We start from the raw sequence: 25,508 nt of genomic DNA on the forward strand, positions 1-25,508 counted from the left end.
ATTGAATCTACAGTGAACTTCTTTATCGGAGCCAAACGGGAAAAAAGTTTTCTCTTCAATGGCTTTGAGCAGCATCGCCTGTTCATCCAGGCCTAGTTCGGCAATCTCGTCGAGGAAAAGGACGCCGCCATCGGCTTCACGCAGCAGGCCGCTGCGCGCCGACAGTGCGCCGGTAAAGGCCCCTTTCACATGGCCGAACAGCGTGGACATGGCGTTATCACCGCGCAGGGTCGCGCAGTTGACGGAAACCAGCTTGCCGGAAACCTGATGGCGTGACTGCTTAAGCTGATAAATGCGGTTCGCGAGGAACGACTTGCCCGCGCCGGTGGGGCCGGTCAGCAGGATCGGGGCTGTTGAACGTAGCGCCACGCGTTCAATCTTGTCGATAAGACTGTTAAAGGTGGCATTTCGCGTCTCAATGCCCGCTTTCAGAAATGAGATTGACTGCTGCTGCTCGCGCTGAAAACGGTTGGTAAGGGTCGTGTAGCGGCTTAAATCCAGGTCGATAATTGAGTAAGTTCCGGCTGCAGTCTCCTCAGCAGAGGCTTCTTTTCTGGCAGGGCCAGTCTGCAAAAGGCTGGCGGGAAGATAGCGGGCTTCCGTCAGCAGGAACCAGCAGATCTGCGCCACATGCGTGCCGGTGGTGATGTGGACGAAATACTCTTCGCGATCGGTATCAAAAGTGTACTGGGTGGCGAAATCGAGAAACGCGGCATAAACCTCTTCGAAATCCCACGGGTCTTCAATGGTTACCGTGCTGGGACGCACCTCGGTGTGGGGGGAAACCAGCACAATATCTTCCGCCAGTTGCTGAGCCATGCCGAGATCTCGCGGTTGATGTAGCAGCTCCAGCCTGTCGACCGGGAAATCCGGCTGTTGGCACAGCCCGACGGTCGGTCGCCATTTGCGAAAGCGATTAGCCCGCTTTCCCCGTTTATCCATCACGGTGCCAAGCACCCCGATCACCACCTTCCGCTTCTTCATATTTATCCAGAAAGATAATTGTCGATATAGCAGGATAAGAAATGTTGAGCCGAACGGCAATGCATGAAAAGCGTGATAAATAAAAATCATTAATTATCAATAAAATAAAAAAATAAAACGGCGATTTTTGTTTTTGGCACGCTTCTGGCAATACAGATAACGTCACGACGTTGAGCACACTGGGGGTTAAGGCCCCGTCGGCGCACCAGGAACGGCAAGGCTGTTTTCCGGGGGCGTTCCGTCAACCAATGACAGACAGAAGGGTTCGATTCCCGATTCATTCTCCCAATGAAAACTGGTTGTAAACATCAAAGTAAAAACGGGGATTGCGCAGTCAGCAATCCCAATGAAGGTCGCCGGTAATGGCGCCGGATCGCAGGCGAAAAGGCATTCCCCTGTGATTTCGTGCCTGCACCCGCGCCTGACTTTAAGGAATATAAAATGGCTAAAAAAATCACGATAAAAAAAGGTCAGTTAGGACTGGTAGCAAAAGCTGGCGATTATTACCGGGTACTGGAGGCGGGTGAACACCGTCTGGGTTGGTTCAATACTGACGACGTGCTGGTGGTGAGCCAGGATGGCAGCGAGGTGCCGGATGCGCTGGCGGATTATCTGCGCCGCTTTCAGCCTGACTGGGTGGTACGTTACTGCCTGGCGGTCGACCTTACTGCGGATGAAATCGGGGTGTTATCGAACAACGGCGTATTGCAGGAAATTGTGCCGCCTTCGACTCGTCGTCTGTACTGGCAGCAGGATGCGGCGTTGACCCTGCAAAGAATTGATACCCGCGACGTGCGGGTACCGGTGGACGTGATGAATGCTGCTCTGCAACCGCGTCGCAATGGCGCGCTAAAGGGGCGCGACGCGATGCTGGTCGTACAGGTACCTGCCTGGCACGTCGGGGTGGTGAAAATCGACGGAGAAATTCAGGCACTGTTACCGCCGGGACTGACGGCCTACTGGAAAATTAACCATCTGGTTGAGGCAGAGGTCGTGGATACGCGCCTTCAGGTGGTGGAAGTGAGCGGGCAGGAGATCCTGACGAAGGACAAAGTTAACCTGCGCCTGAACCTGGCGGCTAACTGGCGCTACAGCGACGTGCTGCAGGCCTGCGGACAGCTTACGAAACCGCTGGAACATTTGTACCGCGAACTCCAGTTCGCACTGCGTGAGGCGGTCGGCACCCGCACGCTCGATGAGTTACTGGAAGATAAGCAGATCATTGACGAGGTGGTCAGCAAACAGGTGCAAGGCCGCCTGTCGTCCTTTGGAATGGAAATTGCGTCGCTTGGGGTAAAAGATATTGTTTTACCTGGTGATATGAAAACGATTTTATCCCGTCTGGTAGAGGCCGAAAAATCGGCCCAGGCGAATGTTATTCGCCGACGTGAAGAAACGGCGGCGACACGATCGCTGTTAAACACCGCAAAGGTGATGGAGAACAACCCGGTGGCGCTGCGTTTAAAAGAGCTGGAAACCCTGGAAAGGGTCGCGGAGCGTATCGACAAAATTTCAGTATTTGGTGGCCTGGACCAGGTATTACACGGCCTTGTTAACCTGAAAGGATAACGCAATGCAACAGAATGATTTTGAATTACTGACGGCGTCACACGGCGCCCCGATCAAAATGTGGACTCACGGCGTTCCCGTGGAGCCAGAGGCACAGGCGCAGTTACTGAATACCGCAAAGATGCCGTTTATTTTCAAACACCTTGCGGTGATGCCCGACGTTCATCTCGGTAAAGGCTCAACCATCGGCAGCGTGATTCCGACCAAAGGGGCAATTATTCCTGCGGCGGTTGGCGTGGATATTGGCTGCGGGATGATTGCCGTTCGCACGTCGCTGGTGGCGGGTGATTTGCCGGATAATCTCAGCGGTTTACGTAGCGCCATTGAACAGGCAGTACCGCATGGGAGAACCAATACGCGTTCTCGACGGGATAAAGGCGCGTGGGAAACGCCACCGAAAGAAGTGGACGATCGCTGGTGGGTGCTGGCCCCACGTTTTAAACAACTCACGGATAAATACCCGCAGTTGCTGAAAACCAACAATTACCAGCATCTGGGCACGCTGGGTACCGGAAACCACTTTATTGAAATTTGCCTCGATGAGCAGCAGCGCGTCTGGGTGATGTTGCACAGCGGCTCGCGCGGCGTAGGAAACGCCATCGGTAATGTGTTTATCGCCCTGGCACAGCAGGATATGCAGCATCACCTGGGACATCTGCCGGATAAAAATCTGGCCTATTTTCAGGAGGGGAGTCGTCACTATGAGGACTACATCGAGGCGGTGGAGTGGGCGCAGGATTTTGCCCGCCACAATCGGGAAGTGATGATGTCGCGCGTGCTGGCGGCGCTCTCTCGCGAAGTGACAAAGCCCTTTATTACGCAGCAGGAGGCGGTTAACTGCCATCACAACTATGTGCAGAAAGAGCATCACTTTGGGGAAGAGGTACTGATCACGCGTAAAGGTGCGGTGTCGGCGCAGAAAGGGCAGATGGGAATTATTCCGGGCTCAATGGGCGCAAAGAGCTTCATCGTGCGTGGCCTCGGCAACGAGCAAAGCTTCTGTTCCTGCAGCCACGGCGCCGGGCGAGTGATGAGCCGAACGGCGGCAAAAAAACGCTATACCCTTAGCGACCATATTCAGGCGACCTCTCACGTAGAGTGTCGCAAAGACAATGAGGTGATCGATGAAACGCCGATGGCCTATAAAGACATTGATGCCGTGATGGCCGCGCAATCGTCGCTGGTGGAGATCGTTCACACCCTGCGTCAGGTAGTGTGTGTAAAAGGATAAAAAAATGAGCAACAACGATGTTGATAGCGCGATGCGCGCACGTGTCTGCGCGCAACTTCGCGCTATAGAGCAGCGCTATAACGTGCGCGTGCTCTACGCCTGTGAATCGGGCAGTCGGGGATGGGGATTTGCCTCACCGGATAGCGATTATGATGTGCGGTTTTTGTACGTTCACCGCCCAGAATGGTATTTGCGCGTCGAAGCCCAGCGGGATGTGATCGAGCTGCCGATAGATGACGAACTGGACGTTTGTGGCTGGGAATGGCGCAAGGCACTGGGCCTGCTGAAGGGGGCAAACCCGACGCTTATCGAGTGGCTGGATTCCCCCGTTGTTTATCAGGAGGATGAGACGGTAGTGGCCGAGTTGCGCGCGCTGATACCCGCGTGGTTCTCACCATTGCGCGCCCGCTGGCATTACTACTCGATGGCCCGAAAAAACTTCCGTGGATATTTACAGGGGGAAACGGTTCGGCTGAAAAAGTACTTTTATGTTCTGCGACCTTTGCTGGCGGCGCGGTGGGTAGAAGCGGGGAAAGGCGTTCCACCGATGCGTTTTGACGAACTGCTTGCCGGGAGCGAACTGTGTGCGCCGTTACGTGCGGAAATCGATGCATTACTGGAAATAAAACAGCGCGCAGGTGAAGCGGAATATGGTCCTAAACGGCCCTTACTCCACGCTTTTTTGCAAAGTGAGCTGGTGAGAGGAGAAGTGCCGCCGGTACTACCCGACAGCAGAGAAGGAAATTTAAAAGATCTGGATTCGCTGCTGATGAGAACAGTAATGAAAAGCTAAAGAATGGCCCGGTGGTGAAAACGCCCGGGCCATTCTTGCGTTTATTCAAACAAATTCTGATGAAGTTTCTGCACCACCTGCTCAGCCTGATCGGCTGGCACCAGGAAGCAGAGGTTATAGCTGGACGCACCGTAGCAAATCATGCGGATGTTGAACGGGTCGAGCACGCCAAACACCTCTTTGCCCACGCCGCAGGCGCGGGACAGCTTGTTGCCGATGATAGCAACCAGCGCCAGGTCTTCTTCGACTTCCACGCGGCACAGCTCGGACAGCTCAATCAGCAGCGACTGCGTCAGCAGGGTATCGCCGGTTGATGTGGAGCCGGTGGTGTCCAGCGTCAGCGCAATGCTCACTTCAGAGGTGGTGATCAGATCCACGGAGATATTGTGGCGTGCCAGAATGCCAAACACTTCCGCCAGGAAACCGCGGGAGTGCAGCATATTGTGGCTGTGGAGCGTCACCAGCGTCTGGCGACGGCGCAGGGCCAGGGCGCGGAACAGCGGCGGGTTTTCCGTTTTCTTGCAGACCAGCGTGCCGCCCGCTTTTGGATCTTTACTCGAGCCGACGAAGACCGGGATATCGCTGCGTACGGCAGGCAGCAGCGTGGCCGGATGCAGCACTTTCGCGCCGAAGGTGGCCATTTCCGCCGCTTCTTCAAACGCGATCACATCAATACGTTTCGCCGCGGAAACAACGCGCGGGTCGGTGGTATAAATGCCCGGAACGTCAGTCCAGATATCGACGCGCGTAGCATGCAGGGCCTCGCCCAGCAGCGCGGCGGTATAGTCGCTGCCGCCACGGCCAAGCGTGGTCGTGCGGCCTTTCGCTTCACTGCCGATAAAGCCCTGAGTGATCACGATGCCGTCTGCCAGGCGCGGGGCCAGCTGCTGATTGGTCAGCTCGGCCAGCGCTTCAACGTCCGGCTCGGCGCGGCCAAAGCGGTCGCTGGTACGCATGATTTTGCGTACGTCAAACCACTGCGCCTGAACGTTACGCTCGCGCATGATTTCCACAAACAGCAGGGTGGACATCAGCTCACCGTGGCTGACCAGCTCATCGGTCAGGGCGGTGGAGGTGGCCAGAGAGGCCGCTTCTGCCAGCGTGGTGATGTTTTCCAGCAGGCGTTCCACTTCCTCGCGGATGACGTTCGGGTTCTGCAGACGCTCAAGGATGTCGAACTGAATTTTGCGCAGTGCATCCAGCTTCACGAAACGTTCTGTCGCTTCCAGTCCTTCAGACAGAGAAACCAGCAGGTTCGTCACGCCGGCGGATGCAGACAGCACCACCAGGCGGGTATTCGGATCGGCCAGCACCACATCGGCGCTGCGGTTCATGGCATCGTAATCGGCCACACTGGTGCCGCCAAACTTGGCGACCACAAAACTCGTCATAACAACCTCGTGTCAGGGAATGAATAAGCGACCATGGCACAAGAATGAAACGAAAACAGGTGCAGGCGCAAAATACGGCCCTATAAATAAAATGTGGGGGAGGTCCTGTCAATGCTGGGATTATGCGGATTTTTTATGGGGGGGTACCCCTGAGAAACAGGACTTATAACAGGGCCAGATTTTATGCTTCGTTTTAGGGCATTTTGACCGACATTTCTCCGCTCCAGGAGGGCGCTTCAGCAGCTATACTTTTCGGGTCTTTTCACCTGTGTTTGATGCAGGCCAGGGCAATGGCATAAAAACCATCACAATTTTTATTTGCAGGCGCTACAATCGACCGCAGTCACAATTCTCAAATCAGAAGAGTATTGCTAATGAAAAACATCAACCCAACGCAGACCGCTGCCTGGCAGGCACTCCAGAAACATTTTGATGAAATGAAAGACGTCACCATCGCGGACCTGTTCGCGAAAGATGCCGATCGTTTCAACAAGTTCTCCGCGACCTTCGACGACCTGATGCTGGTGGATTTCTCTAAAAACCGCATTACCGAAGAGACGCTGGCAAAACTGCAGGATCTGGCGAAAGAGACCGAGCTGGCGGACGCCATCAAATCCATGTTCTCCGGTGAGAAGATCAACCGCACCGAAGACCGTGCCGTGCTGCACGTAGCCCTGCGTAACCGTAGCAATACCCCAATCATCGTTGACGGCAAAGACGTCATGCCGGAAGTGAACGCGGTGCTGGAAAAGATGAAAACCTTCTCCGAAGCGATCATCTCCGGAAGCTGGAAAGGCTACACCGGCAAAGCGATCACCGACGTGGTTAACATCGGTATCGGCGGTTCTGACCTCGGTCCGTTCATGGTGACCGAAGCGCTGCGTCCTTACAAAAACCACCTGAATATGCACTTTGTGTCTAACGTCGATGGTACCCACATCGCCGAAGTGCTGAAGAACGTGAACCCGGAAACCACCCTGTTCCTGGTTGCGTCGAAAACCTTCACCACTCAGGAAACCATGACCAACGCCCACAGCGCGCGCGACTGGTTCCTGAAAACCGCGGGCGACAACAAGCACGTGGCGAAACACTTCGCTGCGCTGTCCACCAACGGTAAAGCCGTCAGCGAGTTCGGTATCGACACCGCGAACATGTTCGAATTCTGGGACTGGGTCGGTGGCCGCTACTCTCTGTGGTCTGCAATCGGTCTGTCTATCATCCTGTCCGTGGGCTTCGACAACTTCGTTGAGCTGCTCTCCGGCGCGCACGCGATGGACAAACACTTCTCCACCACCGCACCAGAGAAAAACCTGCCGGTGCTGCTGGCGCTGATCGGTATCTGGTACAACAACTTCTTTGGCGCTGAAACCGAAGCGATCCTGCCGTATGACCAGTACATGCACCGCTTTGCTGCTTACTTCCAGCAGGGCAACATGGAATCCAACGGTAAATACGTGGACCGTAACGGCAACGCGGTGGATTACCAGACTGGCCCAATCATCTGGGGCGAGCCGGGCACTAACGGTCAGCACGCGTTCTATCAGCTGATTCACCAGGGCACCAAAATGGTACCGTGCGATTTCATCGCCCCGGCTATCACCCATAATCCGCTGTCCGACCACCATCCGAAGCTGCTGTCCAACTTCTTCGCCCAGACCGAAGCGCTGGCGTTCGGTAAATCCCGCGAGGTGGTTGAGCAGGAATACCGCGACCAGGGTAAAGATCCGGCAACGCTGGAGCACGTGGTGCCGTTCAAAGTGTTCGAAGGTAACCGTCCAACCAACTCCATCCTGCTGCGCGAAATCACGCCGTTCAGCCTTGGCGCGCTGATTGCCCTGTACGAGCACAAAATCTTCACGCAGGGCGCGATCCTGAACATCTTCACCTTTGACCAGTGGGGCGTTGAGCTGGGTAAACAGCTGGCAAACCGTATTCTGCCAGAGCTGGGTGACGATAACGCGATTACCAGCCATGACAGCTCGACCAATGGGTTGATCAACCGTTATAAAGCATGGCGTGCGTAATTAAAACGCCATGAAAACGTGCCGGCTTAATGCCGGCATTTTTTTATCAGATAATTCCTGATGTCTGTTAGTTAACTCAAATTCTGGTTCTGAGTTTAATCTGAAAAAGACGTTTAACCCGTTAATTGCTGCGGTTTATTTTAAGAAAATACGCAGAAGGAAATTAATATATCTATATTATAAGTTATTGTTTTATAGTTATTTAATATTTTCCCTCTTTGTCTTTCATTTCGATTTTATCCATTAGTCTGAAAACCCACCTTCTATTTCCCCTTACGGCAAACCCACGGCATGAGTTGTGTATACTCGATTCCGCCTGAAATTCTTTTCGGGCAAATCTCCATTCATTCATTGAAGGGAAATTGTTATGAAGAAAGTACTGTATGGCATTTTTGCCATATCTGCGCTTGCGGCGACATCTGTTTATGCAGCTCCGGTTCAGGTCGGGGAAGCGGCAGGGTCGGCTGCGACGTCTGCGTCTGCGGGAAGTTCTACCGCAGCCAGCGCCAGCACCGTAAGTTCAGCCGTGGGTGTCGCGCTGGCGGCAACCGGTGGCGGTGATGGCTCCAACACCGGAACCACGACCACCACGACAACCAGCACCCAGTAATAGCGGGTGTTTTAATCATAACCACACTTCGGTGTGGTTATTTCGCCCCTTCGGAGAAGAGTCGTGAAGCGACCTGCAATCATTCTGATTTGCCTGCTGCTGCAGGCATGCTCGGCCACCACTAAAGGGCTGGGAAACTCACTGTGGGAAAGCCTGTTCGGCACACCGGGCGTGCATCTGACCGATGACGAGCTTCAGAACATGCCTTATGCCAGTCAGTACATGCAGCTTAACGATGGCCCGCAACTGTTTGTGGTGCTCGCTTTCGATGAAAACGGGCAGCAGAAATGGGTGACGCAGGATCAGGCCACCATCGTGACGCAGCATGGCCGTATCGTGAAAACCCTGTTGGGCGGCGATAACCTGCTGGAGGTGAATAATCTCGCTGACGATCCGCTGATCAAGCCGAACCAGATCGCCGACGGCGCGGGCTGGACGCGCACGATGGGCTGGACCGAACACAAACAGGTGCGTTACGCCACGGCACGCTCGACCTTCCGCTGGGACGGCACCGACAGCGTGAAGGTCGGCAGCGACGAAACGCAGGTTCGCGTGCTGGATGAAGAGGTCACCACCGACCAGGCCACCTGGCACAACCGCTTCTGGATCGACGAGGAAGGGCAGATCCGCCAGTCCTTACAGTATCTCGGTGCCGGATTCTTCCCGGTCAAAACCACCCTGATCAAGGCGGCGAAATCATGAAAACGCTCATCCACGCTGCGCTTATCGCCAGTTTTGCCGCGCCGCTGGCATGGTCCGCGGGAACGGTAAAGGTCTACACGCCGGACAGTGAAAAACCTAAAACCTTAACCCACGCCGAACGTCTGCTCGATCTCGTCGGACAGCCAAGGCTTGCCAACAGCTGGTGGCCAGGCGCGGTCATCGCTGAACGGCAGAAGACCGTGGAAGCGGAACAGCAGCACAAGGCGCTTCTTGCCAGACTAACGGGACTCGCGGAACAGGAAGACGGCGACGACGCGGCGGCCATTAACAGCGTCCGTCAGCAGCTGCAGGCGCTGAAGGTGACGGGCCGACAGAATGTGAATCTTGACCCGGATGACGTGCGCGTCACGGAAAACGGCAACCCGACCCTGGAAGGGGACTATACGCTCTGGCTTCCGGCGAAGCCGACGACGGTGACCGTGATGGGGCTGATCGGCAGCCCGGGTAAGAAGCCCTTTACCCCCGGCCGCGACGTGGCGAGCTACCTCGACGAGCAGAGTCTGCTGAGCGGTGCGGATAACAGCTACGCCTGGGTGGTTTACCCTGACGGCCACACGCAAAAAGCGCCCGTTGCTTACTGGAATAAACGACATATCGAACCCATGCCGGGCAGCATTATTTTTGTCGGTTTTGCCGACCATTTCTGGACGAAGGCGTATGACGGGCTTAACGCCGATATCCTTCACTCCCTGATTCAGCGGATACCGGAATAATGAAAAGAATCTATCTCTACAGCATGCTGGCGCTCTGCGTGAGTGCCGCCTGCCATGCAGAAACGTATCCGGCACCCATTGGCCCGTCTCAGTCAGACTTCGGCGGCGTCGGTTTACTGCAAACGCCCACCGCGCGTATGGCGCGCGAAGGGGAAATTAGCCTTAACTACCGTGATAACGACCAGTATCGTTACTACTCGGCGTCGGTGCAGTTGTTCCCGTGGCTTGAAACCACGCTGCGCTATACCGACGTCCGTACGAAACAATACAGCAGCGTCGAGGCGTTCTCAGGCGATCAGACCTACAAAGATAAAGCCTTCGACGTCAAGCTTCGCCTGTGGGAAGAGAGCTACTGGATGCCGCAGGTCTCCGTGGGCGCCAAAGATATTGGCGGTACCGGCCTGTTTGATGCGGAATACATCGTGGCCAGCAAGGCCTGGGGGCCGTTCGACTTCTCGCTCGGTCTGGGATGGGGCTATCTCGGCACCAGCGGCAACGTGAAAAACCCGTTTTGCTCCTACAGCGATAAATACTGCTACCGCGATAACAGCTATCAGAAAGCGGGCTCCATCAACGGCGACCAGATGTTCCACGGCCCGGCCTCGCTGTTTGGCGGCGTGGAGTATCAGACGCCCTGGCAGCCATTGCGCCTGAAGCTGGAGTACGAGGGGAATGACTACTCGCAGGACTTCGCCGGGAAGATTGAGCAGAAGAGCAAGTTTAACGTCGGCGCCATTTATCGCGTCACCGATTGGGCCGACGTTAACCTCAGCTACGAGCGCGGCAATACGGTGATGTTTGGCTTTACGCTGCGCACCAACTTCAACGACATGCGGCCGCACTACAACGACAACGCGCGGCCTGCATACCAGCCGGAGCCGCAGGATGCGATTCTGCAGCACTCCGTGGTGGCAAACCAGCTGACGCTGCTGAAATACAATGCCGGCCTGGCGGATCCAAAAATTCAGGTGAAAGGCGATACGCTGTACGTCACCGGCGAGCAGGTGAAATACCGCGACTCGCGGGAAGGGATCGAACGCGCCAACCGGATCATCATGAACGATCTCCCGGACGGGATCCGTACGATCCGCGTGACGGAGAACCGTCTCAACCTGCCGCAGGTGACGACGGAAACGGACGTTGCCAGCCTGAAGCGCCATCTGGAAGGCGAACCGCTCGGACATGAAACCGAGCTGGTGCAAAAGCGCGTTGAGCCGATCGTGCCGGAGACCACCGAGCAGGGCTGGTATATCGACAAGTCGCGCTTCGATTTCCATATCGATCCGGTGCTAAACCAGTCCGTCGGCGGGCCGGAAAACTTCTACATGTATCAGCTGGGCGTCATGGCGACGGCGGATCTGTGGCTGACCGACCACCTGCTGACCACCGGCAGCCTGTTTGGCAACATCGCCAACAACTACGACAAGTTCAACTACACCAACCCGCCAAAAGACTCGACGCTGCCGCGCGTGCGTACCCGCGTGCGTGAGTACGTACAAAACGATGCTTACGTGAACAACCTGCAGGCCAACTACTTCCAGTACTTCGGCAACGGGTTCTACGGCCAGGTGTACGGCGGGTATCTGGAAACCATGTACGGCGGCGCGGGGGCAGAAGTGCTTTATCGTCCTGTCGACAGCAACTGGGCGTTCGGGATTGATGCCAACTACGTCAAACAGCGTGACTGGCGCAGCGCCCAGGACATGATGAAGTTCACCGACTACAGCGTCAAAACAGGCCACCTGACCGCCTACTGGACGCCGTCATTCGCGCCTGACGTGCTGGTGAAAGCCAGCGTCGGCCAGTACCTGGCGGGCGATAAGGGCGGCACGCTGGATATCTCCAAACACTTCGACAGCGGCGTCGTGGTGGGCGGCTACGCCACCATTACCAACGTCTCGCCGGACGAATATGGGGAAGGGGACTTCACCAAAGGGGTTTACGTGTCGATTCCGCTGGATCTGTTCTCATCCGGTCCAACCCGTAGCCGCGCGGCCATCGGCTGGACGCCGCTGACGCGTGACGGCGGTCAGCAGCTTGGACGTAAGTTCCAGCTGTACGACATGACCAGCGATAAGAACATTAACTTCCGCTGATGCTTCACGCCGGGCGGCACTGCGTTTGCCCGGCCTACGGTTTTTGTAGGCCCGGTAAGCGCAGCGCCACCGGGCGAATGCGCCAAACATAAACAAAAAATATAGATCCCCGTCACATTTTTGCGTTATACAGAAACCTCGCCCTGGAGAATGAGGTGCTGTATGACATCCCTGACTCGCCCGCGCGTTGAGTTTATCTCAACTGTCCTCCAGACCGTGCTGAACCTCGGTCTGCTGAGCCTTGGCCTGATCCTGGTCGTCTTTTTGGGTAAGGAGACGGTGCATCTGGCGGATGTGCTGTTCGCCCCTGAACAAACCAGCAAATATGCGCTGGTGGAAGGCCTGGTGGTCTACTTTCTCTACTTTGAATTTATCGCCCTGATTGTGAAGTATTTTCAGTCCGGCTTTCACTTCCCGCTGCGTTATTTTGTCTACATTGGGATCACCGCGATTGTGCGGCTGATCATCGTCGATCATAAATCCCCGCTCGATGTGCTGATCTACTCGGCGGCGATCCTGCTGCTGGTGATCACCCTCTGGCTGTGTAACTCGAAGCGGCTGAAACGCGAATAAAAAAATGGCGGCCCGGAGGCCGCCTAACAACAGTCACAAGTTGGGTCAATACAATACGTCTAAAGTTGAGGGTTGCAGTGGCATAACAAAATGAAACTTAACCTTTCACACCGCCCGCCGTCAGGCCGTTCACCAGCCAGCGCTGCGCCAGCAGGAACACCACGGTAATCGGGATGGCAGAGAGTACGGCCGCCGCGGCAAAGTCGCCCCACAGGTAGTTTTGCGGGTTGAGGTATTGCTGCATCCCTACGGCCAGGGTGTAGCTGTTCACATCACGCAGTAACAGTGAGGCAACCGGTACTTCGGTGATCGCAGCGATAAACGACAGGATAAACACTACCGCCAGAATCGGCACCGACAGCGGCAGCAGCACCAGGCGGAACGCCTGCCATGGGGTCGCGCCATCCAGCGCGGCCGCTTCTTCCAGCGAGCCGTCGATGGTTTCGAAATAGCCCTTAATGGTCCACACATGCAGTGCGATACCGCCAAGGTAGGCGAAGATCACGCCGCCGTGGGTGTTCAGACCGATAAACGGAATGTACTGGCCCAGGCGGTCAAACAGGGCATATAACGCCACCAGCGACAGCACCGCCGGGAACATCTGGAAAATCAGCATCCCTTTCAGCAGCGTCGCTTTGCCCGGGAAACGCATGCGGGCAAAGGCGTAAGCGCAGGTGGTGGACAGCGCCACGATACCAATGGCGGTAATACCTGCGATTTTCACCGAGTTCCACAGCCACAGCAGCACCGGGAACGGCGGTGGCGTGACGCGGCCATCCGCGTGCTCCACGCTGAAGCCCAGCGCGAGCTTCCAGTGCTCCCAGGAGATTTCGTCCGGGATCAGGCTCCCGGTGGCGAAGTTACCCGAACGCAAGGAGATGGCGATAACCATCAGCAGCGGGAACATGATCGCCGCGATAAAAATCAGCAGGCCTAAGTGCGTCGCCAGGAGGCGCAGTTTCTGAGATTTGGGTTGTACCATAGCCATGTTCAGTGCCCTCCTTAGTCAAATTTCATACGTGTGGCTTTCAGGTTCACAATCGCCAGGGCGCCCACCAGCAGGAAGATCAGGGTGGCAATCGCTGCCGCCAGACCGAAGTCCTGACCGCCGCCGCCTTCGAAGGCAATACGGTAGGTGTAGCTCACGAGCAGGTCGGTATAGCCTGCCGGCGTGGTGGTGCCAAGACGGTCCGGGCCGCCGTTGGTCAACAGCTGAATCAGCACGAAGTTGTTAAAGTTAAAGGCGAAGCTGGCAATCATCAGCGGGGTGAGCGGCTTGATGAGCAGCGGCAGCGTAATCTTAAAGAAGTTCTGGAACGGACCCGCGCCGTCCATCGCCGAAGCTTCGTACAGGTCATCCGGGATGGCCTTCAGCAGCCCCATGCACAGGATCATCATGTACGGATAGCCCAGCCAGGTGTTCACGATGATGATCATCGAGCGGGCGGTGGTCGGGTCGCTGAACCAGGCCGGTTTGATGCCAAACAGCGCGCTCAGCATCATGTTGATTTCACCGAAGCTCTGGTTAAACAGCCCTTTGAAAATCAGAATCGAGATAAACGACGGTACGGCATACGGCAGAATCAGCAGCACGCGGTAAATCGCTTTGCCCTTCAGGGATTCCCACTGGACAAGACAGGCCAGCACCATGCCCACGGCTACGGTGAGGATCACGGTCAGTACGGAGAAGACCACCGTCCAGACGAAGATGGCGAAGAACGGTTTCTGAATGCCTTCGTCGGTAAATACGCGGGTAAAGTTGTCCCAGCCGATGGTGACGGTATAGCCCGGGCTGAGTTTGTCATCACCCCATTTGCCGTCGGCAGTAATGGACTGATAGAAACCAATGTCGTTATTCGGACGGTACTTCACGCCGCTCTGGTTGTTGGTCAGCGTGCCGTCATCCGCCAGGGTATAGAGCGGTTGGGTGCCGGAGAACTGGCGCAGCGAGCTCATGATCACTTTGCTGTCGTCTGGCAGCACGGCGGTGAGCTGGGTCAGCGCCTGACGGTTCTGGGTAATGACGCGCAGGTTGGCACGTTCACCTTCCGGCAGGGCCTGGGCCTCTTTTAAGGCCAGCTTCTGCTCGCCGCCAAATTTGAAGGCGTCAGAGACATAGTATTTACCGCTTGCTTCGTCAGTAAGCGCTAACTTCCATTCGTTGCCTGCGGGATACAGGCCGAAGTTAAAGGTCTTGCCTGCCTGGTATGAGCGGTCCAGCAGGACCTGCTGCGCGCGTTCCTGCGCAAGCTGGTTGGTGCTGCTGTAGTTGGTAAACGCAATGGCGACGGTACAAATCAACGGGAACAGGACAAACAGCCCCATCCCGGCCACGCCCGGGTAGACATAGCGCCAGGCATAGGCTTTACGGTTGGCGAAAATATACAGGCCAGCAGAGCTTAAAATCAGCGTCATGATGGCGAACAGATATTCCCCTTGTACGTACATTAAAACAACAAGGTAACCCACCAGCAGACACAGCAGACCGATCGCTGACCATTTCAGCGCGTCGCTTTGCCACCAGCGTTTCTTTTTAATGACATCCATGGGGTTCTTCCTCTACAACGGTGGAATCTTATCGTCAGGTGGCGCTGCGCTTACCTGACCTACGGATCGTGCCGTAGTCGTAGGGCGGGTAAGCGCACGCGCTACCCGCCGTTTTTCAGACTTACTTAGTAATACGACCCTGAGCATCTTTCAGCGCGGCATCGACAGTCTGACGACCGCTTGCAGCGTTGATAACCGCGGTACGGGTGGCGTACCAGAATGCGGCCATCTGTGGGATGTTCGGCATGATTTCGCCTTTCTGGGCGTTATCCATGGTGGCCGCGATACGTGGGTCTTTCGCCAGCTGATCCTGGAAGGATTTCAGCGCAACGGCACCCAGCGGTTTGTCCTTGTTCACTTCATCCAGACCCTGATCGGTCAGCAGATAGTTTTCCAGGAACTCTTTCGCCAGCTCTTTGTTCGGGCTGGCGGCGTTGATGCCTGCGCTCAGCACGCCAACGAACGGTTTAGACGGCTTGCCTTTGAAGGTTGGCAGCAGCGTCACGCCGTAGTTGACTTTGCTCTTGTCGATGTTGGTCCAGGCCCACGGACCGTTGATGGTCATCGCGGTTTCGCCTTTGTTGAACGCCGCTTCCGCGATGGAGTAATCGGTATCCGCGTTCATGTGTTTGTTCTTGATCAGGTCGACCAGGAAGGTCAGGCCCGCTTTCGCGCCCGCGCTGTCGACGCCTACGTCTTTCACGTCGTATTTGCCGTTTTCAAACTTGAACGCGTAACCGCCGTCGGCAGCAATCAGCGGCCAGGTGAAGTACGGCTCTTGCAGGTTGAACATCAGGGCAGATTTACCTTTCGCCTTCAGCTCTTTATCCAGTTTCGGGATCTCTTCCCAGGTTTTCGGTGGGTTAGGGACCAGGTCTTTGTTGTAAATCAGAGACAGGGCTTCAACCGCGACAGGGTAAGCGATCAGCTTGCCGTTATAGCGAACGGCGTCCCAGGTGAACGGGAACAGTTTGTCCTGGAAAGCTTTGTCCGGGGTGACTTCAGCCAGCAGGCCAGACTGTGCGTAACCGCCAAAACGGTCATGCGCCCAGAAGATGATGTCCGGGCCGTCGCCGGTTGCCGCAACCTGCGGGAATTTCTCTTCCAGTTTGTCCGGGTGCTCTACGGTCACTTTGATGCCGGTGTCTTTCTCGAATTTTTTGCCCACTTCGGCCAGGCCGTTATAGCCCTTGTCGCCGTTAATCCAGATAACCAGCTTGCCTTCTTCAATTTTGGCGAGCGCCGGTGCGGAAATCATCATTGCTGCAAGGGCGGACAATGCGAAAACGCGTGCGCCAGTCTTGATATTCATATCTGCCATCCTTTTTGGTGATGTCTCGTGGTATGACTTCAGTGGTTCAACGTGACTCAGTCTCCTTATTTGACATCCTCTTTCCATCCTCCCAACCCCTACGCCCCACCCCCCGTTTGTGTGATCTCCGTTGCATAAATTTAAGTTATGAGTGCTGGCGCACATAAAAACGCACTGAATTTTGCAGGCGGCTTCACGAATTTTGCCTCAGCCCGCCCACGCCGGTCGCAGAGCCTGCTCTCTCATCCTCCCGCCTCCTCCCCCATAAAAAAGCCGGGGGGTGGAGGATTCGTGAAAGTAATGGATCCCCCATAGTCACCTTATCTTGAATGTTTCTGTCGGTGACAGGTTGTAACGAAGGGAGAAGGGCATGGCGAGCGTACAGCTGCGTAATGTAACGAAAGCCTGGGGTGACGTTGTGGTGTCGAAAGACATCAATCTGGACATCCACGAAGGTGAATTCGTGGTATTTGTCGGCCCATCAGGCTGCGGTAAATCAACCCTGCTGCGTATGATTGCCGGTCTTGAAACCATCACCAGCGGCGACCTGCTGATCGGTGATACCCGAATGAATGACATCCCGCCTGCCGAACGTGGCGTAGGCATGGTGTTCCAGTCTTATGCACTCTATCCCCATCTTTCCGTCGCCGAGAACATGTCCTTTGGTCTGAAGCTGGCCGGCGCGAAGAAAGAGGTGATTAACCAGCGCGTGACGCAGGTGGCGGAAGTGTTACAGCTGGCGCACCTGCTGGAGCGTAAACCGAAAGCGCTTTCCGGCGGTCAGCGTCAGCGTGTGGCGATTGGCCGTACCCTGGTCGCCGAGCCGCGCGTCTTCCTGCTCGATGAACCGCTTTCCAACCTGGATGCCGCCCTGCGCGTCCAGATGCGTATCGAAATCTCCCGTCTGCACAAGCGTCTTGGCCGCACGATGATTTACGTCACCCACGATCAGGTCGAAGCGATGACCCTCGCCGACAAAATCGTGGTGCTGGATGCCGGTCGCGTGGCGCAGGTGGGCAAACCGCTGGAGCTGTATCACTACCCGGCAGACCGCTTTGTTGCGGGCTTCATTGGCTCGCCAAAGATGAACTTCCTGCCCGTCAAAGTGACCGCGACAGCCATTGAACAGGTACAGGTGGAGCTGCCAAACCGCCAGCAGGTCTGGCTGCCGGTCGACAGCGCCAACGTACAGGTGGGGGCAAACATGTCCCTCGGTATTCGTCCTGAGCATTTACTGCCGAGCCACATTGCCGATGTGACGCTGGAAGGTGAGGTTCAGGTCGTCGAACAGCTTGGTCACGAAACACAGATTCATATCCAGATCCCCGCCATCCGTCAGAACCTGGTCTACCGCCAGAATGACGTGGTGTTGGTAGAAGAGGGTGCCACATTCGCTATCGGCTTGCCGCCAGAGCGCTGCCATCTGTTCCGTGAGGATGGCACCGCATGTCGTCGGTTGCATAAAGAGCCAGGCGTTTAAGCAATCCCAAAAGAAGACACGAAACCGACAGGTGAAGTGTTCAAAGAAAAGCAATGATCTCAGGAGATAGAATGATGATTACTCTGCGCAAACAAGTCCCGCTGGCAATCGCCGTTGCGGCAGGCATCCTGTCTGCCCAGGCAGGCGCCGTGGACTTTAAAGGTTATGCTCGTTCTGGCATTGGCTGGACCGGGAGTGGCGGTGAACAACAATGTTTCCAGGCAACAGGTGCACAAAGTAAATACCGTCTCGGTAACGAATGTGAAACCTACGCCGAGCTGAAACTGGGCCAGGAAGTGTGGAAAGAGGGCGATAAGAGCTTCTACTTCGACACCAACGTCGCGTATTCCGTTTCTCAGCAGAACGACTGGGAATCCACCAGCCCGGCCTTCCGTGAAGCTAACGTGCAGGGTAAAAACCTGATTGAATGGCTGCCAGGCTCTACCATCTGGGCCGGTAAGCGCTTCTATCAGCGTCATGACGTCCACATGATCGACTTCTACTACTGGGATATCTCTGGTCCTGGTGCCGGTATTGAAAACATCGATCTGGGCTTTGGTAAACTCTCTCTGGCAGCGACCCGTTCCTCCGAGTCCGGCGGTTCTGAAACCTTCGCCGATCGTGATGCGAACGGCGACCGTATTTATGACAACGTCGTACCAAACGATGTCTTCGACGTTCGTTTAGCCGGTCTGGAAACCAACCCAGGCGGTACGCTGGAGCTGGGTGTTGACTACGGTCACACCAACATTCCAGACGATTACTACCTGCAGCCTGGCGCGTCTAAAGATGGCTGGCTGTTCACCGCTGAACACACCCAGAGCATGATGAAGGGCTTCAACAAGTTCGTGCTGCAGTACGGTACGGACTCTATGACCTCTAACGGAAAAGGCATCCCACAAGGTGGTAGCGTTGATAACGACGGTTCCATGTGGCGCGTGCTGGACCACGGTGCAATCACCCTGGCAGACCGTTGGGACCTGATGTATGTCGGTATGTACCAGAACATCGATCGTGACAACAACAACGGTACCGAGTGGTGGACCGTAGGCGTTCGTCCAATGTTCAAATGGACGCCGATCATGAGCACCTTGCTGGAAGTTGGCTACGACAACGTCAAATCTCAGAAAACTGACGAGAAAAACAGCCAGTACAAAATTACCCTGGCACAACAGTGGCAGGCAGGCGACAGCATCTGGTCTCGTCCGGCAATCCGTGTCTTCGCGACTTACGCGAAGTGGGACGAGAAATGGGGTTATGCGAACAACAGTGACACTGGCTACACCTCTGGCGTGGCGTACAGCGACACTTCCGCGAAAACCTTCAGCCGCGGCGACGACGATGAGTGGACCTTCGGTGCCCAGATGGAAATCTGGTGGTAATTCGTTAGACCTGACGTAATGACCTAAAAGAGGGGCGTAAGCCCCTCTCTCCTTAGGGTGCTGCGCGCTATTGCCTGGCCACCGCAGTGCTCACGCTATCAGAGGTAATAACAATGAAAATGAAGAAAAGTCTCGTCGCGCTGTGCCTCTCTGCGGGGCTGCTGGCCTGCGTTCCGGCTGTCACCTTTGCAGACGTCAATTTCGTTCCTCAAAATACCAGCGCTGCGCCTGCCATTCCGGCGGCGGCGCTCCAGCAGCTGACCTGGACACCGGTTGATCAATCCAAAACGCAATCAACCCAGCTCTCTACGGGCGGTCAGCAGTTGAATGTCCCGGGCATTACCGGCCCGGTCGCGGCTTACAGTGTTCCGGCGAATATCGGTGAGCTGACGCTGACCCTGACCAGTGAAGTGGACAAGCAAACCAGCGTCTTTGCACCGAACGTGCTGATTCTGGACCAAAACCTGACGCCTTCTGCTTTCTTCCCGAGCAGCTACTTTAGCTATCAGGAACCGGGCGTGATGAGCGCGGACCGCCTGCAGGGGGTTATGCGCCTGACGCCTGCCCTGGGACAGCAAAAGATTTACGTGCTGGTATTCACAACAGAGAAAGATTTGCAGCAGACAACAACGCTGGTTGATCCGGCGAAAGCCTATGCGAAAGGCACCGGCAACTCCGTACCGGATATTCCGGACCCGCTTGCCCGCCATACCACCGACGGCTTGGTTAAGCTGAAAGTCTCCACTAACAGCGCTTCCAGCGTGCTGGTTGGCCCGCTGTTTGGTTCGTCTGGTCCGGGTCCGGTCACCGTCGGTAATACCGCCGCTCCAGCCTATGCCGCGCCAGTTGCCGCAGCGCCAGCCGCAGCGCCAGCCGCAGCGCCCGCGCCAGCGAAAAAATCCGAGCCGGTACTGAACGACACCGAAGAATACTTCAACAATGCCATCAAGCAGGCAGTGAAGCGCGGCGATGTCGATAAAGCGCTGAAGCTGCTTGATGAAGCCGAACGTTTAGGTTCAACCACTGCCCGTTCCACCTTTATCAGCAGTGTAAAAGGCAAGGGGTAACCGTTTCCCCACAATGCTGATTTGTTAGTCGTTTGGTGCGCCTGAGTGGGCGCACTTTTTTTCGTCTCCGCCGGGCTGTTGCACTCTTGTTGCGATCGTGATCCTTAAATAACGTTTGGCCCCCCTCAATCCGCGTTTCTGCGATACAATGCCTGTACGTTATGTATCGGAGAGTCTGGCATGTCACACCCTGCGCTAACGCAACTGCGTGCGCTGCGCTATTTCGACCAAACACCTGCGCTTGATCCGCAGCAGCTGGACTGGCTGTTGCTGGAAGATTCCATGACAAAACGTTTTGAGCAGCAGGGAAAAACGGTCACGGTGACCCTGATTCAGGAAGGGTTTGTCTCCGGCGATGAGATCGCCAACGAGCTGCCGCTGCTGCCGCAGGAGCCTCGTTACTGGCTGCGTGAAATTTTACTCTGCGCTGACGGCGAGCCGTGGCTTGCCGGACGGACGGTGGTGCCCGAGTCTACTTTGTCCGGGCCCGAGCTGGCGCTGCAACGTCTGGGGAAAACGCCGCTGGGGCGTTACCTTTTCACCTCGTCTGAGCTTACCCGGGATTTTATTGAGATTGGTCGTGATGCTGAACTTTGGGGGCGTCGTTCCCGCCTTCGCCTGAGCGGTAAACCGTTAATTCTGACGGAGCTTTTTTTACCGGCATCACCGTTGTACTAAGAGGAAGAAAAAATGGAGTGGAGCCTGACGCAGAATAAGCTGTTGGCGTATCACCGCTTAATGCGTACCGATAAACCGATTGGCGCGTTACTGTTGCTGTGGCCGACCTTATGGGCGTTGTGGGTCGCCACGCCGGGCGTGCCGCCGCTGTGGATCCTCGGCGTGTTTGTTGCTGGCGTCTGGCTGATGCGCGCAGCGGGCTGCGTGGTCAATGATTATGCCGATCGTAAATTCGACGGCCATGTAAAGCGGACTGCCGGTCGTCCGTTACCCAGCGGGCAGGTGACCGGGAAAGAAGCCCGCGTGCTGTTTGCTGTTCTGGTGCTGCTCTCTTTCCTGCTGGTGTTAACCCTGAACACCATGACCATACTGCTTTCCGTTGCGGCGCTGGCACTGGCCTGGGTTTATCCGTTTATGAAGCGCTATACCCACCTGCCTCAGGTGGTGCTGGGCGCAGCGTTTGGCTGGTCGATTCCAATGGCGTTTGCGGCAGTTAGTGAGTCCTTACCGCTCAGCTGCTGGCTGATGTTCCTGGCGAACATACTTTGGGCCGTGGCTTACGACACGCAATACGCGATGGTTGACCGCGACGATGACCTGAAAATTGGCATCAAATCCACCGCCATCCTCTTTGGCCGTCAGGACAAGCTGATTATCGGGATTCTGCAGGTCGCCGTGCTGGCGCTGATGGTGGCGATTGGCCGCCTGAACGGGCTGAACTGGGCGTTTTACTGGTCGGTGCTGGTGGCGGGGCTGCTGTTTGCCTACCAGCAAAAGCTGATTGCGAAGCGCGAACGCGACGCCTGCTTCAAGGCGTTTATGAACAATAACTACGTCGGTCTGGTGCTGTTTTTAGGGCTGGCGATGAGCTACTTCTTATAAAAAAAGCCGGGTGGCGGCTTCGCCTTACCCGGCCTACGTTTTAGCAGGATATGTAGGCCCGGTAAGCGTCAGCGCCACCGGGCGTTTTTTTACCGGCGACGCAGCAGCCGCAGCGCGTTCGCCGTCACCAGCACCGTCGCGCCGGTATCCGCCAGCACCGCCAGCCACAGTCCGGTCATGCCGAGCAGGGTGGTCACCAGGAAAATCCCCTTCAGCCCCAGCGCGATGCCGATGTTCTGGCGGATGTTGGCACGCGTCGCCCGCGCAAGATCGATCATCTGCGCCAGTCCGGTCAGGCGGTTGTGGGTCAGCGCCGCGTCTGCCGTCTCTAGCGCCACGTCGGTGCCGCTGCCCATCGCAATGCCGATGGTGGACGCCTTCATCGCCGGGGCATCGTTAATCCCGTCTCCGACCATCGCCAGCGGGGCGTGCGCGTTCAGCTCCGTTACCGCGCTGACCTTATCCGCCGGCAGTAATCCGGCTTTAAACGCCAGCCCCAGCTCACCGGCAATGGCCGCCGCTGCGCGAGGGTTATCGCCGGTGAGAATCACCCCCTGCACGCCCAGCTGATGCAGCGCCGCCACGGCCTCTTTTGCGTCATCGCGCAGGGTGTCGCGCAGCGCCAGCATCCCTTTTGCGACGCCGTCCTGCATAACGGTCACGACAGTTTGTCCGGTCTGTTCTAACGCCTCCACCTCTGGATGAGAAGACTTGCCCGCCGCGACAATCAGTACCTTTTTACCGTCAACGGTGGCCTCAATCCCGGAGCCTACCAGCGCCCGCTGAGCGGTTGCCGGTGGGATATTCAGCCCGCGCGACTGCGCTTCTCGCACTATCGCCTGCGCCAGCGGGTGAGTGGATCCCTGCTCAACGGCGGCGGCCAGGGTCAGCAGTTCGTCTTCACTGATGCCCTGCGAATACACGCCGGTGACCTGCGGCTTGCCGATGGTTAACGTACCGGTTTTATCGAAGGCGATATGCTGCACCTGGCTCAGCTGCTCCAGCGCCGCGCCGCCCTTAATCAGCGCCCCGCGACGTGCCGCAGCCGCCAGCCCGGAGGTAATGGCCGCCGGGGTGGAGATGACCAGCGCGCACGGGCAGCCGATCAGCAATAGCGTCAGCCCTTTATAAATCCAGCCCTCCCACGGCGCGCCAAAGAAAAGCGGTGGGACGACGGTGACCAGCAGGGCAACCAGCATAATGGCGGGCGTGTAGATGCGGCTGAAGCGGTCGATAAAGCGTTCGACCGGCGCGCGGCGCTCTTCGGCCTCTTCAATCAGCTTCAGGATGCGGTCGATGGCGCTGTCACCCGGCTCGGAAAGCACGGTGAGCTGCACCAGACGGTCGACGCTGGTGGCGCCAGCAGGCACTTTTTCACCTGCGGCACGTTCAACCGGAATGGACTCACCGGTCAGGGCACTTTCATCAAAGCTCGCGGTGGCGGTAAGCAGCGCGCCGTCGGCAGGCAGGCGTCCGCCTGCCGCGACTTCTATCACGTCGCCCGGACGCAGGGTCGTGATGGCGACCGTTTCACGCGTGCCGTTTACTACGCGCGTGGCGGTTTCCGGCTTCAGCGCCATCAGCGCGCTGACCCCTTTACGCGCCCGGCTCGCCGCCCAGCCCTCAAGACGTTCACCGATTAAGAACAGCAGCAATACCATCGCCGCTTCTGCCGTCGCGCCAATAAACAGCGCGCCGATGGCCGCCACGCTCATCAGCGTTTCAATGGCGAACCAGCTGCCGCTTTTCATCAGACGCAGTGCCTGGCGGGCAATCGGGAACAGCCCGACCAGCGTGGTGGCGATAAACGCCAGGTTGCCGAACGGATGGTTGATCTGTTCCAGCCCCCAGCTCAGGGCCATCATGATGATCAGGGTAATGAGCGGCAGGTTTTCTTTCAGTGAAGAGGTTTTTTCCGCGGGCGCGGCTTCACTACGCAGGCTGTAACCTGCCTTGCTTACCGCGTCCTCAACCTGTTTGCTGACGTCGTTATCGGCGCTAACCAGCAGCTTTTCGGTGGCGAACAGCACCTGAACGTGGCTGACGCCCGGCACCTGTTTCACCGCATTTTCCACTTTGCGGGCGCAGGCGGCGCAGTCCATGCCGTTAACGACCCAGCTGTAGCGGTTGCCGCTTTCAGGAAGCGTTTGAGTTTGCGTTTCGCACGCGCCGTCGCAGCAGCAGCCATCTTTCGACGGAACGGGACTGAGCTTAAGCGCCGAGAATTGAGGGACTTTTTTGGGTGTTTCTGGAGTCGACATGGCAGTCTCCGGCAATGATAATTTTCTCATTAACCGCAGCATACACTCTGGAGTCGACTCCAGAGTCAAGCGTTATTTAGATATACAGCGAACGCACAATCAGGAAGTGCCCGGCAAAGTAACAGGCGGCGGCAATCGCGTTATCCGCCCGGAAACGGCGGCGATAGTGGCTACCCAGCCACACGATATTCCCAATCAGCAGCAGCGCGGCCCCGAAGAACGCGGACATTGCCGGAGCGGTCGGACGGAAGAACCACAGTTCACCTGCCAGCCATACCATCACCAGCGTCATGGCGATAAACGTGCAGATCGGCAACCGCATCTCTTCCAGACGCGACCAGATCACCGCGATCAGCAGGGCACCAATCACCAGCAGGACCAGCGGCAGCGGCCAGAAGAAAGAGAGCGTCATCTGGCTGGCGAAGTAAATGGTATACAGCAGATGCGACAGGAAAAATGCCCCTACGGCATACAGCAGGCGCTGGCGCGGCAGCAGGGTTAAGGCATCGCCAATCAGAGAGGCGCACAGCCCGGCGAGGACCAGATAGCTGACGGCATTAAACATCGGTGCTTGCCAGGCCAGCAGCAGGAGCAGCAACAGCGTGACGGGTTTAAACAGCCAGCGCTGCCAGGTGGGACCACGGTACGACGCATCGACATAAAGCCATGCGGAAAAACAGACAGCGATAAATGACCAAAGCATATTAACTCCCTGTATCTGTTAAGTCTGAATAATCAGTTTCTGATCCAGTGTAGTGACGCGGGCGGGCGTTTGGCAATGCCGGGGAAGGCAGGGTATCCTGAATTCCGCATAATCTGATGGGACAGTTGAATGAGCAAGATGCCGCTGTTTTTCATTATCGTGGTGGCGATTATCGTCATTGCCGCCTCGTTCCGCTTCGTGCAGCAGCGCCGCGAGAAGGCGGATAACGATGCCGCGCCGCTGATGCAAAAGCGCGTGGTGGTGACGAACAAACGCGAAAAGCCGCTCAATGACCGCCGCTCGCGCCAGCAGCAGGTGACGCCTGCGGGCACAACAATGCGTTATGAAGCGAGCTTTAAGCCGGAAACGGGCGGCCTGGAGATGACCTTCCGCCTGGAGGCGCAGCAGTACCACCAGCTGACGGTGGGGGAAAAAGGAACGCTGAGTTACAAAGGATCGCGGTTTGAGGGGTTTGTTCCGGAGTTGTAA

At 56.6% G+C, this 25,508-nt stretch carries 22 protein-coding genes; 15 read left to right on the plus strand and 7 right to left on the minus strand.

Annotation, left to right across the window (positions count from 1 at the left end; all coding sequences use genetic code 11):
* Positions 1 to 984, minus strand: a 984-nt coding sequence (locus tag N6P30_RS14595; protein WP_260629956.1) for an RNA repair transcriptional activator RtcR family protein, incomplete at its 3' end; no start/stop codon positions are given.
* Positions 985 to 1,425: 441 nt separating this feature from the next.
* Here N6P30_RS14595 and N6P30_RS14600 point away from each other — a divergent pair.
* The 3 genes from N6P30_RS14600 to N6P30_RS14610 are packed head-to-tail and all read left to right on the plus strand — an operon-like array spanning position 1,426 to position 4,577.
* Positions 1,426 to 2,553, plus strand: coding sequence for a slipin family protein (locus N6P30_RS14600; RefSeq protein WP_023293548.1), 1,128 nt, complete (start codon positions 1,426 to 1,428; stop codon positions 2,551 to 2,553).
* Between the two features lie 4 nt (positions 2,554 to 2,557).
* Positions 2,558 to 3,784 carry an RtcB family protein gene (locus tag N6P30_RS14605; RefSeq protein WP_023293547.1) on the plus strand — a complete coding sequence of 409 codons (1,227 nt, stop codon included), beginning with the start codon at positions 2,558 to 2,560 and terminating at the stop codon, positions 3,782 to 3,784.
* Positions 3,785 to 3,788: 4 nt separating this feature from the next.
* Positions 3,789 to 4,577, plus strand: coding sequence for a DNA polymerase beta superfamily protein (locus tag N6P30_RS14610; RefSeq protein ID WP_023293546.1), 789 nt, complete (start codon positions 3,789 to 3,791; stop codon positions 4,575 to 4,577).
* 41 nt (positions 4,578 to 4,618) lie between these two features.
* On the opposite strand, the gene lysC is transcribed toward N6P30_RS14610, so the two are convergent.
* Complete coding sequence (lysC, locus tag N6P30_RS14615; protein ID WP_008503421.1) at positions 4,619 to 5,968, minus strand: lysine-sensitive aspartokinase 3; 1,350 nt, start codon at positions 5,966 to 5,968, stop codon at positions 4,619 to 4,621.
* Between the two features lie 374 nt (positions 5,969 to 6,342).
* Between lysC and pgi the strand changes: the two genes are divergently transcribed.
* The 6 genes from pgi (at position 6,343) to psiE (ending at position 12,707) form a co-directional block, all read left to right on the plus strand.
* Positions 6,343 to 7,992, plus strand: coding sequence for a glucose-6-phosphate isomerase (gene pgi, locus N6P30_RS14620; RefSeq protein ID WP_023293545.1), 1,650 nt, complete (start codon positions 6,343 to 6,345; stop codon positions 7,990 to 7,992).
* Between the two features lie 367 nt (positions 7,993 to 8,359).
* Complete coding sequence (gene yjbE, locus N6P30_RS14625) at positions 8,360 to 8,602, plus strand: exopolysaccharide production protein YjbE (RefSeq protein ID WP_008503423.1); 243 nt, start codon at positions 8,360 to 8,362, stop codon at positions 8,600 to 8,602.
* A gap of 63 nt (positions 8,603 to 8,665) precedes the next feature.
* Entirely contained in the window at positions 8,666 to 9,304 is a 639-nt protein-coding gene (locus N6P30_RS14630) for a YjbF family lipoprotein (RefSeq protein ID WP_008503424.1), read from the plus strand.
* Positions 9,301 to 10,038: a capsule biosynthesis GfcC D2 domain-containing protein gene (locus N6P30_RS14635; protein WP_023293544.1), complete on the plus strand. Its 738-nt coding sequence runs from the start codon at positions 9,301 to 9,303 to the stop codon at positions 10,036 to 10,038. The genes N6P30_RS14630 and N6P30_RS14635 overlap by 4 nt, the downstream gene beginning before the upstream one ends.
* Positions 10,038 to 12,134, plus strand: a complete 2,097-nt coding sequence (locus N6P30_RS14640; RefSeq protein WP_023293543.1) for a YjbH domain-containing protein — start codon at positions 10,038 to 10,040, stop codon at positions 12,132 to 12,134. Before N6P30_RS14635 ends, N6P30_RS14640 begins: the two co-directional genes overlap by 1 nt.
* A 162-nt stretch (positions 12,135 to 12,296) precedes the next feature.
* Entirely contained in the window at positions 12,297 to 12,707 is a 411-nt protein-coding gene (psiE, locus tag N6P30_RS14645) for a phosphate-starvation-inducible protein PsiE (RefSeq protein ID WP_021242727.1), read from the plus strand.
* 97 nt (positions 12,708 to 12,804) lie between these two features.
* On the opposite strand, the gene malG is transcribed toward psiE, so the two are convergent.
* From malG to malE, 3 genes are all read right to left on the minus strand, one after another.
* Positions 12,805 to 13,695: a maltose ABC transporter permease MalG gene (gene malG / locus N6P30_RS14650; protein ID WP_008500077.1), complete on the minus strand. Its 891-nt coding sequence runs from the start codon at positions 13,693 to 13,695 to the stop codon at positions 12,805 to 12,807.
* A gap of 14 nt (positions 13,696 to 13,709) precedes the next feature.
* Complete coding sequence (gene malF, locus N6P30_RS14655) at positions 13,710 to 15,254, minus strand: maltose ABC transporter permease MalF (RefSeq protein WP_021242728.1); 1,545 nt, start codon at positions 15,252 to 15,254, stop codon at positions 13,710 to 13,712.
* Between the two features lie 121 nt (positions 15,255 to 15,375).
* The gene (malE, locus tag N6P30_RS14660; protein WP_008500079.1) at positions 15,376 to 16,566 is read right to left on the minus strand and encodes a maltose/maltodextrin ABC transporter substrate-binding protein MalE; all 1,191 of its coding nucleotides are present in this window, start codon (positions 16,564 to 16,566) and stop codon (positions 15,376 to 15,378) included.
* Positions 16,567 to 16,936: 370 nt separating this feature from the next.
* Here malE and malK point away from each other — a divergent pair, with 370 nt between their 5' ends.
* The 5 genes from malK to ubiA all read left to right on the plus strand — a co-directional run bounded on the left by malK (position 16,937) and on the right by ubiA (position 22,055).
* Entirely contained in the window at positions 16,937 to 18,046 is a 1,110-nt protein-coding gene (malK, locus tag N6P30_RS14665; RefSeq protein ID WP_008500080.1) for a maltose/maltodextrin ABC transporter ATP-binding protein MalK, read from the plus strand.
* Positions 18,047 to 18,117: 71 nt separating this feature from the next.
* Positions 18,118 to 19,428, plus strand: coding sequence for a maltoporin (locus tag N6P30_RS14670; RefSeq protein WP_154827311.1), 1,311 nt, complete (start codon positions 18,118 to 18,120; stop codon positions 19,426 to 19,428).
* Between the two features lie 113 nt (positions 19,429 to 19,541).
* The gene (gene malM / locus N6P30_RS14675) at positions 19,542 to 20,495 is read left to right on the plus strand and encodes a maltose operon protein MalM (RefSeq protein WP_023293541.1); all 954 of its coding nucleotides are present in this window, start codon (positions 19,542 to 19,544) and stop codon (positions 20,493 to 20,495) included.
* Positions 20,496 to 20,675: 180 nt separating this feature from the next.
* Complete coding sequence (ubiC, locus tag N6P30_RS14680; protein WP_023293540.1) at positions 20,676 to 21,173, plus strand: chorismate lyase; 498 nt, start codon at positions 20,676 to 20,678, stop codon at positions 21,171 to 21,173.
* Positions 21,174 to 21,185: 12 nt separating this feature from the next.
* Positions 21,186 to 22,055, plus strand: a complete 870-nt coding sequence (ubiA, locus tag N6P30_RS14685) for a 4-hydroxybenzoate octaprenyltransferase (protein WP_023293539.1) — start codon at positions 21,186 to 21,188, stop codon at positions 22,053 to 22,055.
* 89 nt (positions 22,056 to 22,144) lie between these two features.
* On the opposite strand, the gene zntA is transcribed toward ubiA, so the two are convergent.
* Together zntA and N6P30_RS14695 are read right to left on the minus strand one after the other, a co-directional pair.
* Positions 22,145 to 24,316, minus strand: coding sequence for a Zn(II)/Cd(II)/Pb(II) translocating P-type ATPase ZntA (gene zntA / locus N6P30_RS14690; protein WP_023293538.1), 2,172 nt, complete (start codon positions 24,314 to 24,316; stop codon positions 22,145 to 22,147).
* A gap of 76 nt (positions 24,317 to 24,392) precedes the next feature.
* Positions 24,393 to 25,019 carry a lysoplasmalogenase gene (locus tag N6P30_RS14695; RefSeq protein WP_008500086.1) on the minus strand — a complete coding sequence of 209 codons (627 nt, stop codon included), beginning with the start codon at positions 25,017 to 25,019 and terminating at the stop codon, positions 24,393 to 24,395.
* 129 nt (positions 25,020 to 25,148) lie between these two features.
* Here N6P30_RS14695 and N6P30_RS14700 point away from each other — a divergent pair, with 129 nt between their 5' ends.
* Complete coding sequence (locus N6P30_RS14700) at positions 25,149 to 25,508, plus strand: DUF2500 domain-containing protein (protein WP_008500087.1); 360 nt, start codon at positions 25,149 to 25,151, stop codon at positions 25,506 to 25,508.

Origin of the sequence: Enterobacter sp. PL1 (assembly GCF_945957325.1) — a bacterium.
Taxonomy (GTDB): Bacteria; Pseudomonadota; Gammaproteobacteria; order Enterobacterales; family Enterobacteriaceae; genus Enterobacter; species Enterobacter roggenkampii.

What these genes read in the sequence shown, in the direction of transcription:
- malG (WP_008500077.1), bottom strand. Translation starts at nt 13,695, where the DNA reads ATGGCTATGGTACAACCCAAATCTCAGAAACTGCGCCTCCTGGCGACG.
- ubiC (WP_023293540.1), top strand. Translation starts at nt 20,676, where the DNA reads ATGTCACACCCTGCGCTAACGCAACTGCGTGCGCTGCGCTATTTCGAC.
- N6P30_RS14610 (WP_023293546.1), top strand. Translation starts at nt 3,789, where the DNA reads ATGAGCAACAACGATGTTGATAGCGCGATGCGCGCACGTGTCTGCGCG.
- N6P30_RS14635 (WP_023293544.1), top strand. Translation starts at nt 9,301, where the DNA reads ATGAAAACGCTCATCCACGCTGCGCTTATCGCCAGTTTTGCCGCGCCG.
- zntA (WP_023293538.1), bottom strand. Translation starts at nt 24,316, where the DNA reads ATGTCGACTCCAGAAACACCCAAAAAAGTCCCTCAATTCTCGGCGCTT.
- N6P30_RS14700 (WP_008500087.1), top strand. Translation starts at nt 25,149, where the DNA reads ATGAGCAAGATGCCGCTGTTTTTCATTATCGTGGTGGCGATTATCGTC.
- pgi (WP_023293545.1), top strand. Translation starts at nt 6,343, where the DNA reads ATGAAAAACATCAACCCAACGCAGACCGCTGCCTGGCAGGCACTCCAG.
- N6P30_RS14600 (WP_023293548.1), top strand. Translation starts at nt 1,426, where the DNA reads ATGGCTAAAAAAATCACGATAAAAAAAGGTCAGTTAGGACTGGTAGCA.
- N6P30_RS14605 (WP_023293547.1), top strand. Translation starts at nt 2,558, where the DNA reads ATGCAACAGAATGATTTTGAATTACTGACGGCGTCACACGGCGCCCCG.
- N6P30_RS14640 (WP_023293543.1), top strand. Translation starts at nt 10,038, where the DNA reads ATGAAAAGAATCTATCTCTACAGCATGCTGGCGCTCTGCGTGAGTGCC.
- N6P30_RS14670 (WP_154827311.1), top strand. Translation starts at nt 18,118, where the DNA reads ATGATGATTACTCTGCGCAAACAAGTCCCGCTGGCAATCGCCGTTGCG.
- psiE (WP_021242727.1), top strand. Translation starts at nt 12,297, where the DNA reads ATGACATCCCTGACTCGCCCGCGCGTTGAGTTTATCTCAACTGTCCTC.
- ubiA (WP_023293539.1), top strand. Translation starts at nt 21,186, where the DNA reads ATGGAGTGGAGCCTGACGCAGAATAAGCTGTTGGCGTATCACCGCTTA.
- malE (WP_008500079.1), bottom strand. Translation starts at nt 16,566, where the DNA reads ATGAATATCAAGACTGGCGCACGCGTTTTCGCATTGTCCGCCCTTGCA.
- N6P30_RS14695 (WP_008500086.1), bottom strand. Translation starts at nt 25,019, where the DNA reads ATGCTTTGGTCATTTATCGCTGTCTGTTTTTCCGCATGGCTTTATGTC.
- yjbE (WP_008503423.1), top strand. Translation starts at nt 8,360, where the DNA reads ATGAAGAAAGTACTGTATGGCATTTTTGCCATATCTGCGCTTGCGGCG.
- malM (WP_023293541.1), top strand. Translation starts at nt 19,542, where the DNA reads ATGAAAATGAAGAAAAGTCTCGTCGCGCTGTGCCTCTCTGCGGGGCTG.
- malF (WP_021242728.1), bottom strand. Translation starts at nt 15,254, where the DNA reads ATGGATGTCATTAAAAAGAAACGCTGGTGGCAAAGCGACGCGCTGAAA.
- lysC (WP_008503421.1), bottom strand. Translation starts at nt 5,968, where the DNA reads ATGACGAGTTTTGTGGTCGCCAAGTTTGGCGGCACCAGTGTGGCCGAT.
- malK (WP_008500080.1), top strand. Translation starts at nt 16,937, where the DNA reads ATGGCGAGCGTACAGCTGCGTAATGTAACGAAAGCCTGGGGTGACGTT.